16 protein-coding genes are annotated in these 15328 nt (G+C 27.4%); 1 reads left to right on the top strand and 15 read right to left on the bottom strand.

The features are described from left to right. Positions 1-55: 55 nt before the first annotated feature. The 13 genes from CBLAS_RS07490 to aroQ all read right to left on the bottom strand — a co-directional run bounded on the left by CBLAS_RS07490 (position 56) and on the right by aroQ (position 11742). Positions 56-1135 carry a polysialyltransferase family glycosyltransferase gene (locus tag CBLAS_RS07490; protein WP_106872134.1) on the bottom strand — a complete coding sequence of 360 codons (1080 nt, stop codon included), beginning with the start codon at positions 1133-1135 and terminating at the stop codon, positions 56-58. Beyond that, entirely contained in the window at positions 1132-2406 is a 1275-nt protein-coding gene (locus CBLAS_RS07495) for an oligosaccharide flippase family protein (RefSeq protein ID WP_106872136.1), read from the bottom strand. Before CBLAS_RS07495 ends, CBLAS_RS07490 begins: the two co-directional genes overlap by 4 nt. 1 nt (position 2407) lies before the next feature. Then, positions 2408-3076: an acylneuraminate cytidylyltransferase family protein gene (locus tag CBLAS_RS07500; protein WP_106872138.1), complete on the bottom strand. Its 669-nt coding sequence runs from the start codon at positions 3074-3076 to the stop codon at positions 2408-2410. Next, on the bottom strand, positions 3073-4188 hold the full coding sequence (gene neuC, locus CBLAS_RS07505) for a UDP-N-acetylglucosamine 2-epimerase (RefSeq protein WP_106872140.1): 1116 nt from the start codon (positions 4186-4188) through the stop codon (positions 3073-3075). The genes CBLAS_RS07500 and neuC overlap by 4 nt, the downstream gene beginning before the upstream one ends. Beyond that, a complete protein-coding gene (locus CBLAS_RS07510; protein WP_106872142.1) occupies positions 4181-5212 on the bottom strand; it encodes an N-acetylneuraminate synthase family protein in 1032 nt (343 codons plus the stop codon). The genes neuC and CBLAS_RS07510 overlap by 8 nt, the downstream gene beginning before the upstream one ends. Then, positions 5209-6180: a glycosyltransferase family 2 protein gene (locus CBLAS_RS07515; protein WP_157940033.1), complete on the bottom strand. Its 972-nt coding sequence runs from the start codon at positions 6178-6180 to the stop codon at positions 5209-5211. The genes CBLAS_RS07510 and CBLAS_RS07515 overlap by 4 nt, the downstream gene beginning before the upstream one ends. Before the next feature lie 41 nt (positions 6181-6221). Beyond that, positions 6222-7190: a glycosyltransferase family 2 protein gene (locus CBLAS_RS07520; protein WP_106872146.1), complete on the bottom strand. Its 969-nt coding sequence runs from the start codon at positions 7188-7190 to the stop codon at positions 6222-6224. A gap of 97 nt (positions 7191-7287) precedes the next feature. Beyond that, entirely contained in the window at positions 7288-8295 is a 1008-nt protein-coding gene (gene mnmA, locus CBLAS_RS07525) for a tRNA 2-thiouridine(34) synthase MnmA (protein WP_106872148.1), read from the bottom strand. A 9-nt stretch (positions 8296-8304) separates the two neighbouring features. Further along, the gene (locus CBLAS_RS07530; protein ID WP_106872150.1) at positions 8305-8904 is read right to left on the bottom strand and encodes an LOG family protein; all 600 of its coding nucleotides are present in this window, start codon (positions 8902-8904) and stop codon (positions 8305-8307) included. A 10-nt stretch (positions 8905-8914) separates the two neighbouring features. Then, positions 8915-9718, bottom strand: a complete 804-nt coding sequence (locus CBLAS_RS07535; protein ID WP_106872152.1) for a P-loop NTPase — start codon at positions 9716-9718, stop codon at positions 8915-8917. Then, positions 9715-10236 (bottom strand): 2-amino-4-hydroxy-6-hydroxymethyldihydropteridine diphosphokinase, encoded by a 522-nt coding sequence (gene folK / locus CBLAS_RS07540; RefSeq protein ID WP_172658207.1) that lies wholly within the window; start codon positions 10234-10236, stop codon positions 9715-9717. Before folK ends, CBLAS_RS07535 begins: the two co-directional genes overlap by 4 nt. A 5-nt stretch (positions 10237-10241) precedes the next feature. Further along, complete coding sequence (locus CBLAS_RS07545) at positions 10242-11282, bottom strand: aminopeptidase P family protein (RefSeq protein WP_106872154.1); 1041 nt, start codon at positions 11280-11282, stop codon at positions 10242-10244. After that, positions 11263-11742 carry a type II 3-dehydroquinate dehydratase gene (aroQ, locus tag CBLAS_RS07550; protein ID WP_106872156.1) on the bottom strand — a complete coding sequence of 160 codons (480 nt, stop codon included), beginning with the start codon at positions 11740-11742 and terminating at the stop codon, positions 11263-11265. Before aroQ ends, CBLAS_RS07545 begins: the two co-directional genes overlap by 20 nt. 97 nt (positions 11743-11839) lie before the next feature. Here aroQ and sppA point away from each other — a divergent pair, with 97 nt between their 5' ends. Further along, a complete protein-coding gene (gene sppA, locus CBLAS_RS07555) occupies positions 11840-12700 on the top strand; it encodes a signal peptide peptidase SppA (RefSeq protein WP_106872158.1) in 861 nt (286 codons plus the stop codon). Between the two features lie 22 nt (positions 12701-12722). Here the strand turns inward: sppA and CBLAS_RS07560 are convergent, their stop codons facing one another. Next, positions 12723-14132, bottom strand: coding sequence for an SLC13 family permease (locus CBLAS_RS07560; RefSeq protein WP_106872160.1), 1410 nt, complete (start codon positions 14130-14132; stop codon positions 12723-12725). A gap of 122 nt (positions 14133-14254) precedes the next feature. Next, positions 14255-15253, bottom strand: coding sequence for a bifunctional diaminohydroxyphosphoribosylaminopyrimidine deaminase/5-amino-6-(5-phosphoribosylamino)uracil reductase RibD (gene ribD, locus CBLAS_RS07565; RefSeq protein ID WP_106872162.1), 999 nt, complete (start codon positions 15251-15253; stop codon positions 14255-14257). Positions 15254-15328: the final 75 nt, after the last annotated feature.

Consider the following 15328-nt stretch of genomic DNA (forward strand, 5'->3'; position numbering starts at 1 on the left):
ATCTAATCTTAGCTTTAAAAAGCTATAAAATTTTATATTTTGACTAAATCAAATCCTAACTTTCTTCTAAATTTTTTATGGTTTTTTTGAACTCATCTATAGTTTTTGGGATAAAAATTTTACTTTTATCGTAATAGGATGCAATTATCTTTTGAATGATATTTTCTAAATTATCTATTTTTACATTAAAAATTTTATATGTAAAAATCAAATATGGCTCCATATCATACATAATTTTTGGAGTAAAAAGAGTAGTTGAAAAAGCAGATATTAGGATTTTTTTATCATTTATATCAAAACATTCAAGTTCCCAAATATTGTTATTTTTATCTAATTTTATGTCAAAATTTTCATAATTTTTAACTAACTCTCTTGGATGTTTTTTTATTATTGAATTTGATTTTGGCAATGAGTTTAAAAGTTCAGTCTCAACTTCATCAAAAGATAAAATTCCTCTTTCACTTAAAGGTTGAGTAAAATATATAATTTTATTATCCTTATAATTATGATTATCCTTATAATTATGATTATCCTTATAATTGGTAATTAATTTTAACTCATAAATCATTTTAGAATTTAGTTTCGGAATTTTACAAATATTTTCAAAATTATATAATATAAAATTTGGCTCATATAAATATATTTGTTTAGGCTTTTTAAAAATGCTCTTATTTGCAAAAAAATTATCAAAAAACTCAAGATAGAATGTTTTTTGCAAATTGCTGTAATTTAAATATGTACCAAGTCCGTCCTCCACAATGATGCAACTACTATTTTTGATAGCAATAACAAAAGCCATGGCAAAATATGTATATGATGAGAAATATATATTTTTATATTTACTAAACTCTATTTTTTTACCATCTTTTATGTAATTATTAATTAATTTTTTACCAAAAACAAGACAAAACAATTTATAAAATTTTGATTTATAAAATTTCGTATAGTCCTTAACAATATAAACATTATTAAATATTTTTTTGTCAATCAAAATTTCAGCCATTTCGTCACAACCACTAAAAATATCAAGAATTACAATATCATTGTTTTTATTTTTTATTTCTTTGTCGTTTAAAACCAAATTTATGGAGTTCAACACATGATAAGATGTTTCACATACAAAAATATTATTCATAAGGCTCGCTTTTTGTATTTTAATAAATTCCAAGGCATAGGATAGACTTTATTTGAATATATCCAAGTAAATATAAAAATAATAAAATTAGTAATAACTAAAGAATAAACAGCGCCAAAAAGTCCAAATTTTCCAACAAAAACATATAAAAAAACTAAATGCAACAATGATGATATAAATGTTATCGCGGCAAGACCTTTAGTTTTTTTAACATAAAAAATATAATTAGTCACAACTAAATACATTCCACTAAAACTAAATGCAATAGTAAAATAAATAACATATTTTGAAGCAACGATAAAATCATTTCCAACATAAAATTTCATAAATAAGCCTAAAAACAGCCCACTAATAACGCCTAATAAAATAAAAATAAAAAAGCATAAATATGAAAACTTTACCATTTTTATCTTTTCATTTATAGATGGATTTGTTGATAAAGTCTTAAAAAGCTCTGGAATATATGCTTTATTAAAAGATGCAGTTATTAAATTCATAATCATACCAAATTGATAAGCAGTTGCATAAATTCCGACCTCATTAGCTCCAAGAATATCTTTTATAATCAACCTATCAGCACTAGTTATAATAAATCCAGCAATAGCATGTGGCATAAGCGGAATACCAAAATTTAAAGCCTCTTTTATATATTCTAAGTTAATATTAAATTTAAAATAGTCCCTTCTGTATATTAGCACTATACTTATTAATCCAAAAACAAATGATGTAAGAAATATAGCTATAATTTGTCCCTGCCATTTTAATTTAAAAACAACAACCATTAGAATAATAGTTATAAACATGACTACAGCATTTAAGATTTGATAAATTCCATATTTTTTAGGTTTTTGTTCCATCATCCAAAGATTTAAATTTATAGTTGTAAAAAATCCAAAAAAGGATGTAAAAATAGCTAAAACTTGCCAAGTATAATTAAGGTCAAACTTACTATATATAAAATCCTTAAAAATAAATACGAAAATAAATACGAAAATAAAGGAAAAAAATAGTATTAAAATACAATTTGCAATAAAATTAGATAGCTCTTCTTTTTGCATTTTTGAAAAATTTGTATTTATAATACCGACAACGCTAAACCCTATAAAAATACTAAAAATACCAACTAAAACACTAAATATAGATATATAACCATAATCTTGTGGTGATAGGTATCTAGTAAGTATAGCTATCATTATAAATGGAATAAGCTTATTAAAAATATCAATAAACAAATAGGTTGATAAGTTATTAAATAAATTTTTAAAATACATTTTATCTTGTTAGCACTTTTTCACACTTAATAATATCTTCATAGCTATCAATATCTATACTTTTTTCATCACTCATAACAAAAGCCACACAGTCATCACTAAATAACTGTTCATTTTCTAAAAAATATCTATAATCAACTATATAAATTGCACCATTTGGCATATATAATTTTGGCAAATCTTGTCTTCTTGTAAATGGAAATTTAGGATTGTTTATCGGCTCTAATTTATTATCATTTAATAAAAATGATTTAAGAAATTTATTATCGACCTCTTTAACACTAATTAAAGATTTAGATTTTTTATCCAAATACATCTTGATTGCACTATCTATATCACTTGAATTTCTAAGTGGAGAAGTTGGTTGTAAAAATACAATAAAATCAAAATTTTCATTTAAGGTTTTCAAAGCATGTGTAATAACTGGTTCACTAGGAGTATAATCAAGAGCCAATTCATCCGGTCTTTTAATGATTTGTGAACCATAATTTTTAGATATTTCTAAAATTTCATCATCATCACTGCTTACAATAGTTTTTGTTATGTATTTTGACTTTAAACTTGCCTCAATACTCCAAGCTATTAATGGCTTGTTGTACAAAGGAAATATATTTTTCCCTTTAAAGCCTTTCGAGCCTCCGCGTGCTGGTATTATTGATAAAATATTCATACTATATCCACAAAAATTTTCTGCAAAGGCGTATTCCAAACTTTACTATTTCTTAAAATTTCTAAAAATTTAATAGCACTATTGCCATTTCCAAAATCAACACAATATTCAGCACTATCTTCCTGCAAAGCTATATTTATTGTTTTAATTATCTCCTCTTCTTTAAAGTCTATATTTTTTATATCTTTGCTTCTATTATTTTGTCTTGTACCTAGATTTATTGTCGGAATTTTATAATAAGGTGCTTCTCTTATCCCTGCACTTGAATTTCCTATTATAAATTGTGAATTTTTAAGCAGTGTTAAAAAATATTCAAATCTGATAGATGGAAAAATTTTGAACTTAGCATTATTTTTAAATCTGTCATATTCATTTAAAATAATATCACTACCAACATCGTTGTTTGGATATATTACAATATAATTTAAATCACTTTTTATCAAACTGTTACAAAAAATTTTAACTTGCTTTGGTAAAATTTTAAGCTCAGTAGTTACAGGGTGAAATAAAGCAATAGCATATTTTTCAAAACTAATCCCATAATACTCTTTTGCTAATTTTATACTTGGCAAATTTGGACTACTCATTAAATCAATATCAGGACTTCCAATATTAAAAATACTACTATTTTTTTCTCCCATTTGAATAAGTCTATTTTTTGCCTCTTCATTTGAAACTAAGTGTATATGAGAAATCTTTGATACACTATGTCTTATGAGCTCATCAATAGTTCCCGAAATTTCGCCACCTTCAATATGTGCTACTAAAATATTATTTAACGCTCCAACCATAGCTCCAGCCACAGCTTCAACTCTATCACCATGAACTACAATCATATCTGGCTTTATCTCTTTTATATATTTAGAAAATCCATTTATGGTATTTGATAAAATAATATCCATGCCATCACCACAGTTTATAAAAGGAAATATATTTTTAAATTTAGATTTATAAATTTCATTTATTGTATATCCATACTTTGAAAGCATATGCATACCAGTTACAAAAATGTAACTCTCAAATTCGCTATTTTCTAATATTTTTATTAGAGATTTTATCTTCCCAAAATCAGCCCTAGTTCCACTTAAAAATACTATCTTTTTTTTATTCATCTATATCTTTCCATGATATAAGTGTATCATTTTTTATATCATTTTTACATACTTTTCCTATTAAATCTTTGTAAAACTCAGCTTTTATCTCGCCAATTCCTGGTCGTTTTACCCAAATATTTTCTTTACTAAATTTTTCACCTTTTTTAATATCTTTAATACTAACAACACTAGCAAAGGCAAAATCAATAGTAACTTGCTCTTCTTTTGCTGCTTCTTTTTTTCCGCCTCTCATTAAAGCAAGTTCTTTACTGCCTTCAATTAACTCTTTTAAAGCTCTTGGATCCATTGAGTTTATTATATCAGGTCCTTTTCTTTGCATAGAATCTGTAAAATGTCTCTCTAAAATACAAGCACCAAGTGCAACAGCACCAAAACAAGCTAAATTTGATGTAGTGTGATCTGATAAACCAATAATTGCATCTGGAAATTCTCTCATCATCTCAACCATAGCACCAAGTCTTACTAAATGTGGTGGAGTTGGGTATAAATTTGTTGTATGCAAAAGTGCATACTCAATACTATATTTTTGCAAAATTTCAACAGTTTTTCTAATGGAATTTATATTATTCATACCCGTGCTTATTATCATTGGTTTTTTAAATTGTGCAATATGTTCTATTAAAGGATAATTATTACATTCGCCCGAACCTATTTTATAAGCGCTTATATTCATTTTTTCAAGTCTATTAGCAGCCGCTCTTGAAAAAGGTGTGCTTATAAAAATCATTCCTTTTGACTCTATATATTCTTTAAGCTTAATCTCATCATCTTCATTTAATGCACACTCTTGCATTATTTCATATATTGATTTTTTTGCATTCCCAGGTATGACTTTTTTTGCAGCCCCACTCATCTCATCATCAACAATATGGGTTTGATGTTTAATAACCTCTGCTCCACTTTTATGAGCTGCATCAACCATTTGCATTGCAGTTTTCAAATCCCCACCATGATTTATACCCAACTCGGCTATAACAAGTGGCGGATAATTTTTGCCTATTTTTCTATTTTGTATTTTCATAATTTACTCTTTTTAAAAATCGTTTTTAAATCTTGCGCTAAACAAAAAAGCCAAAGCATTTTAATAAATATTAAAGAATAAAAAGCTTTTTTTATAATACCAAGATTATCATCTTTTATAATATGCTTAACGCTATTTGCATCTGGATTTATTTCCTCAATGGCTTTGAAAAAGTCCATTTTAGCCTTTGGTGCTATGCTTCTTATTATAAAACTAAAATGCTGGCTTTTATATCTTTCCCAAATATTCTTTTTTTTAAAAAATATTCTAAGTTTTGTATCTAAAACTCTCAACCCATCTATCTCTTTTTGTATATCATATTTTTTTGTAAGAGAGTGTTCATTTGCCCTATTGTAGTGATAATATCCAAAATTTATATGTATTGACTTTTTAGAACAATAAAAAAGCTGGGTTGTAAGATAGTTATCTTCAGCATAAGAAAAATCTGCAAATTCTACATTTTTATATAAATCTTTTTTAGCCAAATACAGCCAAACCATAGGCCATAATGTGTATTTATAGATTAGGCTTGTTGAATTTTTGATTGGATTTTTCAAATTTTGTTTTACATAAATTTCTTTATTACTATAATTTTCAAAATAATCACAGCAAACTATATCCGCATTTTCTTCTTTTGCTTTAGAATACAAGGAGCTTATCATATCAAGCTCACACCAATCATCAGAATCAATATGTATTATATATTTTCCTGTTGAGTTTTCAAAACCAGTTTTTCTAGCCTGTCCCAAGCCCTCATTTTTTAATTTATTTATTATTTTTACATGTTTTTCTCTATTAGGATATCTTTTTAATACATTGGATAAAATTTGCATACTATTATCCATAGTTTTATCATTTACAAATATATATTCTATATTATCATAATCCTGTTCAAACAATGAAACTAAGCATTTTTCTATATATTTTTCTGTATTATATATAGGAACAATTATACTTATATCATACACCATATATCCTTATCATAGCAATGCAAATAACTGGTTTAATCTCATATTTTAATACCTTTTTTAACACCCATCCAGCCCCTTTTTATAGAAAAATACAAGCCATCAAAACCAAAAAATGCAATGGTAAAAGCTATTTTTTTCATAAAACCTACTTTGGCTATATAGATATATTTAAGTTTATTAAGATCCTCTGATATACTATTTATTGTTTTTGAAAAATTACCATTATAATTAGTTATTGTCATTATAAAAATCTTGGAATGAAAAGCATCTTTGAACTTATCATAAATCTCTTTTGATTCTAAAAAATTTTTAACTTTTAAAAAAATTTCCTTAATATCATTGATATTATTTTTTCTAGATGTTACCGATGATAAATTTACTCTATTATAATGTAAAAAAGCACTATTTAAATACGAAATTTTATCTGAAAAATAAAAAAGCTGCAAGCTTATATATAAATCTTCACCAAAGCTACCCTTTGGAAAATCCAGACTATTATATAGATTTCTTTTAACTAGTTTATTGCAAAGAGAAGGGTGTATCTCTCCTAAAAAAAATGAATTTATAATACTATCTTTTTCCAATATAATATCATAGTCTTCTTTTACATAAACCTTTTTTAGCATACAATTCTCAAAAAAATCACAACATACGATGTCTGCATTTTCACTTACAGCTTTATTGTATAAAGAACTTATCATATCAAGCTCACACCAATCATCAGAATCAATTTGTATAGTGTAAAGTCCCGTTGAAGCTTCTATGCCAATTTTTCTTGACATAGAACTACCATAATTTTTTTCATTGTTTATTATCTTTACATCTTCTTTTCTGTCGGGATATCTTTTTAAAACATTAGATAAAATTTGCATACTATTATCCATAGTTTCATCATTTATAAAAACATATTCTATATTTTTATAGTCTTGTTCAAATAAAGATACTAAACATTTTTCTATATATTTTTCTGTATTATATATAGGAACAATTATACTTACATCATACACTTTTACATTCCTTTTTTATATTTTTTTAAGATAAAATATAAATTTTTGCAAGATAAATTTAGGTAAAAGACAATCTGCTTTTACCTAAAATCTATATTTATTTTATAAACCCGCTTGCTATAACCTTATCATTTTCATCATAGAAAACTGCAAGTTGCCCACTTGCTATACCGTAAGCTGGTTCATCTAGATAAACCTTATGATCAATGATTTTTGCTTTATTCATAGGCGATCTATAACGAATTTTTACATAGCCTTTAAAATCATCATCTAGTTTTGTAAATTTGTTTAAATTTTCCAATTCAAACTCACTTTGTTTTAATTCATCTTTTTTTCCAACTATTAATTCATTATTTTTTGAATTTATTTTTAGTACATAATGTGGTTCATGCGCTACATCTACTGTAAAGCCTTTTCTTTTCCCAATCGTATAATGCATATAGCCATTATGTTTTCCAATAACATTACCCTTTAAATCTTTTACCAAACCAGGTTTATCTGTATCATAATGCTTTTGTAAAATATCAATATATGTCTTTTCTACAAAGCAAATTTCACTACTTTCTTTTTGCCCAGCTATTGCTTCTAGCTCTGGAAATTTCTTAGCCCGTTCTTTAAGTTCACTTTTTAAAGTATTGCCAAGTGGAAAAATCATATATTTTAATGAATTTGGGTCAGTATTTGCCAAAAAATAGCTTTGATCTTTACTTAAATCTCTTGCAACTTTTAAAAGCCCATCCTCAACTCTTACATAATGTCCTGTAGCTAACTTCTCACAGCCTAAAGATAAAGCATACTCAAGCAGTTTACCAAGTTTTATTGTACGATTGCATAATGCACATGGATTTGGTGTTTTGCCATTTTTATAAATTTCTACAAATGGATTATATACAGATGATTGAAATTCTTTCTGCAAATCCAAAACTTTAGTTTCTATACCTAAAAACTCGCCAACTTTTTTAACTTTTCTTATATTTTCTTCATGATACTTTGGATTATCATGTAATTTCATATAACAACCTATTATTTCATGACCTTCATCTTTTAAAGTTTTTGCTACCATTGATGAATCAACACCGCCACTCATAGCTACTAATATCTTCAAATTTCTCCTTTAATCTTTTATAATTTCTTCATATATATATTCTATGTCATCGCTTAATTTAAATATCTCTAGCTCCTCTTCTTTGATAGTTTCATTTTCAAGGAGTGAAGTTTTTAAAAAGTCTATTAGCGAAGTCCAAAACTCAGTTCCAAATAGAAAAATTTTAGCTTTTATTTTATGACTTTGTACAAGAACAAAAATTTCAAAAAGCTCATCAAGTGTTCCATACCCGCCTGGAAATATTACAAAAGATTCTGAATTTTTAGTTAATGCAACTTTTCTTAATGCCATTGTAGAAAAAACCATTCCATTATTTACATACTGATTAACCTCTTGTTCGTTTGGCAAAATAGCATTAATACCTATACTTTTTCCATGTCCTGCCTCAAATGCTCCTTTATTTGCAGCCTCCATTATCCCACCGCCACCGCCAGTTATAATAGTGAATTTTTTATCTGCTAATTTTTTAGCAAGCTTGTAAGCAGATTGAGAATACTTATTATCGCTACTAAACCTAGCTGAACCAAAAAAGGTAATACATCTTTCCTTATTAAAATTCAATTTCTCTTCAATTAAATCAATATCTTTTAACATAATTTCATATTTCATTAAAACCTCTTTAAATTAAATCTAAAATTTTTCTTATAAATGCTTGAAAATCACTTATTTTTTCTACTTTAATAGCTTTTTTATTAAACTTAATTAACAAATTTGATGCTATATTCCTTAACTTATTTACAGTTATAGAGCAAGGGTATTCATCTATTATTAGAGTTCTTTCATTTGTGCTTTCAACCATTTTTTTATCTCTTTTTATACCACCTAAAAAATCTAATTCAAATTCTTTATTAATGTTGTTTTTAAGTACTTTTTTCAAACTTTCAAAAATAAATTCTCTTTCATTTTCATCACTCATATTTGCAATAATCGATAGATTTTCTCTATCTTTTAATAGCACCTTTAGAGTTGTATAAGTGTTTATAATTGCTGGTGGTTCAGGTGTTGTAATAACAATCACTTCATCACTTATATCAATAAAATCTTGAGTTATTTTTAAAAAAGGATTTGAAGTATCTATAAATAAAAAATCAAAATTTTCAAACTCTAAAATTTCTTTTTTAATTTTATGTTTTAAATTTTCATCATATATATCTAGTATTTTTTCACCGTTATATCCTGGTATAAGATATAAATTTTCCTCTACATTTAAAAGAATTTCTTGCAAATTAGCTTCATTTTTTAAAAAATCTAATATATTTTTTTCACTATTTACATTTAAAATCGTATCTAAATTTCCAAAAGATAAATTCCCGTCAAGCAAACATATTTTATATCCTTCGTCTGCTAAAATTTTTGCCAAATTTGCAGATAAAACACTTTTTCCAACTCCACCTTTACCGCTTGTTAACGTTATGATATTCATCTTTTAAAATCCTTATTTAGCATTAATCCTAGTGGTAAAACTACACTAGTTCTATATTTCACACCAGGATGTGGCAAAATTAACTTTTTACTAATTCTTGTTTTGTTACTAAAATATAAAATATCCAAATCAAGAGTTCGTGGAGCATTTTTAAAGCTCCTTTTTCTTTTAAAAATTTTCTCAAAATGTTGCATAATTTTTAAAACTTCACTTGCACTTTTTGAGCTTTGAACCCTTAAAACTCCATTTAAAAAATCGGGCTGTTTTGTGTATCCAAATGCCTTATTTAAAATTAAAGGAGAGGTTTGATTTACAAAAAATCTCTTATCTTTTTTTAACTTATGGAAAAAATATTCAAATCTTTTTTTACTATTACCTAAATTTCCACCAATTCCCAAATAAAATTCATATTTATAAAAATTTTTACGCTCTTTTTTATATGGAAAGAAAATGCTTTTTTGAAATTTTAAAACATCTCTAAGTTGTATAAAACCATTATCTAATCTTTTGATTTCCATAAGTTCTATAAAATCTCACAACCGTCTTTAGTTACAACAACTACATCTTCTATCCTAACGCCAAATTCATCCTCTATATAAATTCCAGGCTCAACGCTAAAAACCATACCTTCTTTTAAAACAACTTCACTTTTTTGGTTAATATTTGGAAACTCGTGTATATCTATACCAACACCGTGACCAGTGCTGTGAAAAAATTCTTTTTCATATCCTTGTTTTTTTATAAACTCTCTAGCAGCCCTATCAATATCTTTTGCTAAAACTCCTGGTTTGACTGATTTTATAGCTAGGTTTTGTGCCTCTTTTACTATTTCATAAATTTCATTTTGTTTATTTGATTTAAATTTTTGATTTTTACTAAACTCTATTTGCCCATCAAAAAATGCCGTTCTTGTTCTATCTGAACAATACCTTTCAAACTTGACTCCAGCGTCAAAAAGAAGTAAATCTCCATTTTGCAAAACCTTATTTGAAGGTAAGGCGTGAGCTTTTGCCCCATTTTCATTTATAGCTATAATTGGATTAAAAGATAAACTTAAATTTCCAAAATCTTTTAAAATAAGTTCTGCATTATAGTAAAGCTCTTTTTCGCTTAATTGTTTTTTACTACTGCTTATAAAATTAGCAAATTTTGTAAATCCACTAGCGCCTAATGTGGCTGCTTGTTTTAATTTTTGAATCTCTAAATCACTTTTTATCATTCTTTTCTTTTTTGAAAAAAATGGTTCTGATATAAAATTTATACCTTTAAGTTTGCTAAGTTCCATAAAATCTGCATAACTAAAATCATTAGGATCAAACACCAACTCTTTTATATTTAACTTTTCTAAAAGAAGTTTTGACTCTTCTATTAGTGGTTTTTTTATCTCTATAATTTCTGCATCTTTAACTAGTTTTTTTGCTTCTATAGCATATCTAGAGTCAGTTAAAAAAAATTTCCTATCATCTAAGTTTAAAAAAATATTATTATCACAACTATAACCGCATTCGTAAAATACAGCATTTTCATCTGTTAATATATAATTATTAATTCTCTTTTGGTGCATTTTCTCTTGCTGCTTTAGCTACTTTAATTTGTTCAAAAATTTGTATCATAGCTACCATCGCCAAATGATAACCAACAGGACCAAAACCTGAAATTTTACCTGCAGTAAATGGCTCTATCATACTTTTTTGTCGAAATTCTTCTCTTCTTGCAAGATTGCTTATATGAACTTCAATGACAGGTAAATTTGCAGCTGCAATAGCATCTCTTATTGCAATTGAACTATGAGTGTATGCTGCTGGATTTATAATAATGCCATCTGCATCGCCAATGCATTCTTGAATTCTATCCACCAATTCACCTTCCAAATTACTTTGAAAAAATTCAATTTCAATACTATTTTGTTCTGCAACTACTTTCATTTGAGAATGAATATCTTCCATTTTCATACCACCGTAAATATTTGGCTCTCTTGAACCTAACAAATTTAAATTTGGTCCTTGTATTACAACTACTTTCATTCTTACTCCTAATAATAAATTTTTGGTTAATTATAACTAAAATAGTAAATTTTTGCTACAATCTGACTTTAAGATATATAATTTAAAGGATGAAAATATGAAAATACTAAATAGTTTTTTAAAATTTATAAGAGATTTGGTTAAATTTACCATTCAAGTTTTTATTGTGATCATTATAGTTTTATCATTTTACCTTGCTTTTAAAGGTGACAATATTCAAAAAGAGGCAAACTTAGTGCAGATAAATTTAACTGGTGCAATCATGGATGATAGTAAAATTTTAAAAGAAATTTACGATATCAAAAACAATGTAAATATCAAAGGTGTTTTGTTATATATAGATAGTCCTGGTGGTGGACTTGCTCCAAGTTTTGAAATTTCTATGGCTATTAAAGAGCTTAATCAAGCAAAACCTGTAATTGCTTACGCTGGTGGTAGTATGACAAGCGGGAGTTATTTAAGTGGAATTTGGGCTAAAAAGATATATGCAAATAAAGGTAGTTTCATAGGCTCAATTGGCGTTATTATGCAAGGAAGTAACATTGAAGAGCTTGCTAAAAAAATAGGAATTTCAACTCAAACTGCCAAAGCTGGTGAGTATAAAGAGGCTGGAACTATGTTTAGAGAGTGGACTTTAAAAGAAAGAGAGAGCATACAAAATTTGGTTAATCAAAGCTACAATCTTTTTATAACAGAGGTTGCTAATGCTAGAAAACTAGATATAAATAGTAAAAAACAGTGGGCAAATGCGAGAGTTTTTCTAGCAAGCGAAGCAAAAAATCTTGGTTTAATTGATGATATATCAACATATTTTAAAGCAAAAGAACAGGTAGTAAAAACCGCTGGCGTGATTGAACCTATATGGAAAGAAAAAAGTAGATATGAGGATTTTTTAGACTCTTTATCGGCAAAAACTGCTAGTTTGATTCTTCAAAATTTACTGCCTAATATAAGGTAGTTTTTGGGGAAATCCCCAAAAACTACACCAAAAATAGATATGCATATGCTGAAATTACAGCTACACAAACTATATTTAAAGCCATTCCAGCTCTAATCATCTCTTTTTGTCTAATAAGACCTGTTCCAAAGACAATAGCATTAGGAGGAGTTGCCACAGGTAGCATGAATGCACAACTAGCACAAAGCCCTACAACTAAAACCAAAGCCTCTTTTGGAATGCCCATCTGAGCAGCTATAGAAGCAAATACAGGAACTAAAAGTGCAGCTGAGGCTGTATTGCTTGTAAATTCAGTTAAAACTATCATAAAAATGGTTACAGCAATAATTACGACAAAAATAGGAGCTGAGCCAAATATATTAGCAACTGTAGTGCCTAGTGCAAGTGAAGCACCTGATACTTTTAATATAGCACTCAAAGATAGCCCTCCACCAAAAAGTAGCAAAACTCCCCACTCTGTTCCACGAGAAACCTCTTTCCAAGTAGCAAGCCCCAAAATAACAACCAAACTAGCAGCTCCTAAAGCTATAAGACCATCACTTAATGGAATTCCAAAATTAGTTCTAATAGGCTTTGAAAATATCCACAAAAGTGCTGTTACAATAAACAAAACCATGGTTAGAATTCTTGTAGTTGTCCAAGGTATATCCTCATCTTTACTTGTATCTATAGTTTTGTTTAAATCAGGTTTAAACACTATATATAAAACTATAAACATCAACGGAAAAAGCACCAACATAAGCGGTAAACCTATCTTCATCCATTGAAAAAAACTATATCCAAGTGCAGCTGAAGCAATAGCGTTTGGCGGTGATCCTACTATGGTTCCAAGACCTCCTATACTTGCAGAGTATGCAATACCTAAAAGTATAAACACAAAAGTTCCTCTATCTTTTTCTCTGTCTAAATTTGTAGTCATACCAATTGCAAGTGGTAGCATCATAGCAGCTGTTGCTGTGTTTGAAATCCACATAGATAAAAGTGCAGTTACAGAACATATAGCAATCACTGCATATGTAAGACTCGAGCCTGAAAGTGCTATGATTTTCATAGCTATTTTCTTATCAAGTTTTTGCATATGCAAAGCTGTTGCTAGTGCAAACCCACCAAAAAATAAAAATATAGTTGGTGATGCAAAATTAGCCAAGGCCTCCTTTAATCCAACCGCTACTAACTCTCCATCTTTACCTACTTTTTGTATGCCTAACAAAATTCCAAGAACAGGAACTAATAGAGCTGTAATGGTGATATGGATAGCCTCTGTAAGCCATAGTATTCCAATAAACACAAGCAGTGCTAACCCTTTTTTAGTATTTGGCTCATACGGCAATAGTAAAAAAGTAACTAATGCTATAATCGCAGCTATAACTATAATCTTCAAACCTCTTTTTGTATATGGAGGTAGCCCATAAGTGTTTGGAATCTCTCTCAAGACCTCTCCTTTATAGATGTATTTAACTAAAGTATAACTAAATTAGTTTCATTTATATTTAAAAAGAATTTATTTTTAAAATAAAAAAAGTTTTTGTTACAAAAAGTAAAATAGAATTATATCTAGCTCTTAATTTTATACCAAATATAAAAATTATCTTTCATATCAAAACTAAAAAGTTTTTGTATCTTAACATCTGCATTTATAGCTTTTCTATTCATAAAAGAAGTTGATGAAAATATCAAAATATGACTAACAAAATTTGGCAAGTTATTTAACAAATTTTCTCCACCCTCAAACATACATAGTTTATAATTTTTTATAAGCTTTATATCATTACTTATAGTAACTTTTCTATTTTCAACCCCAAAAAGTGGTATAGATTTATCAAAATTTTGTTTTTTAGAGTATATAAAAATATCTGGATTCTTGCCATTATTTATAAGTCTTGTATCTAAAGTTGGTCTATCAACCCTTACAGTATTTCCTCCAATCACAAGTAAATCTATCTTTTCTCTTAATTTATGAACCATTTTGCGTGAGTCTAAATTTGTAATGATGCCACCACTAACAACCCCGTTTATACTCATTCCAAGTTTTAAAAAGCTAAAATTTCCTCGTTGCCACATCAAAAATGGCTCCAAAAGTTCAAAACATCTATCTTTTAGAATTCCAAATTTAACATTAATATTAGCCTCTTTTAGTAAATTTGCTCCACCTTTTGCCAAATCGCTTTTATCTTCGTAGCCAATAACAACTTCACTTATACCTATTTCTTTTAATAAATTTGCACAAGGTGGCGTTTTGCCATAATGAGAACATGGCTCAAGTGTTACATATGCTTTTGAGTTTTTAAGCAAATTATTGTGATGTTTTATTATAAATTCATATATTTTATCATCTTCTTTTGGAAATATTAAATTTGGATTTAAGACTTGCAAGGCTTTTTTTACAGCATTTACTTCAGCATGTGCTTTCCCTGCTTGTTTGTGTGCTTCAATGCTTAAAATTTTACCATTTTTATCTAAAATTACACAACCCACAGCTGGGTTTGGGTATGTTAAAATTTGATACTTCCAAGCTTCATTTATAGCTAAATTCATATAAAAATCATCGTTCATATCTAATCTTTGTTTTGATTTAAAATATTATATCAAATTTAACATAAATCAAAGAGAGCTTTAACTCTCTTTGAT

It is taken from the genome of Campylobacter blaseri (assembly GCF_013201895.1).
Lineage (GTDB): Bacteria > Campylobacterota > Campylobacteria > Campylobacterales > Campylobacteraceae > Campylobacter_B > Campylobacter_B blaseri.

Excerpts from the sequence above, each read along its gene's own strand:
- CBLAS_RS07490 (WP_106872134.1), bottom strand. The coding sequence starts at position 1,135 with ATGAATAATATTTTTGTATGTGAAACATCTTATCATGTGTTGAACTCC.
- CBLAS_RS07500 (WP_106872138.1), bottom strand. The coding sequence starts at position 3,076 with ATGAATATTTTATCAATAATACCAGCACGCGGAGGCTCGAAAGGCTTT.
- aroQ (WP_106872156.1), bottom strand. The coding sequence starts at position 11,742 with ATGAAAGTAGTTGTAATACAAGGACCAAATTTAAATTTGTTAGGTTCA.
- CBLAS_RS07535 (WP_106872152.1), bottom strand. The coding sequence starts at position 9,718 with ATGAATATCATAACGTTAACAAGCGGTAAAGGTGGAGTTGGAAAAAGT.
- ribD (WP_106872162.1), bottom strand. The coding sequence starts at position 15,253 with ATGAACGATGATTTTTATATGAATTTAGCTATAAATGAAGCTTGGAAG.
- folK (WP_172658207.1), bottom strand. The coding sequence starts at position 10,236 with ATGGAAATCAAAAGATTAGATAATGGTTTTATACAACTTAGAGATGTT.
- CBLAS_RS07530 (WP_106872150.1), bottom strand. The coding sequence starts at position 8,904 with ATGAAATATGAAATTATGTTAAAAGATATTGATTTAATTGAAGAGAAA.
- sppA (WP_106872158.1), top strand. The coding sequence starts at position 11,840 with ATGAAAATACTAAATAGTTTTTTAAAATTTATAAGAGATTTGGTTAAA.
- neuC (WP_106872140.1), bottom strand. The coding sequence starts at position 4,188 with ATGAATAAAAAAAAGATAGTATTTTTAAGTGGAACTAGGGCTGATTTT.
- CBLAS_RS07510 (WP_106872142.1), bottom strand. The coding sequence starts at position 5,212 with ATGAAAATACAAAATAGAAAAATAGGCAAAAATTATCCGCCACTTGTT.
- CBLAS_RS07495 (WP_106872136.1), bottom strand. The coding sequence starts at position 2,406 with ATGTATTTTAAAAATTTATTTAATAACTTATCAACCTATTTGTTTATT.
- CBLAS_RS07545 (WP_106872154.1), bottom strand. The coding sequence starts at position 11,282 with ATGCACCAAAAGAGAATTAATAATTATATATTAACAGATGAAAATGCT.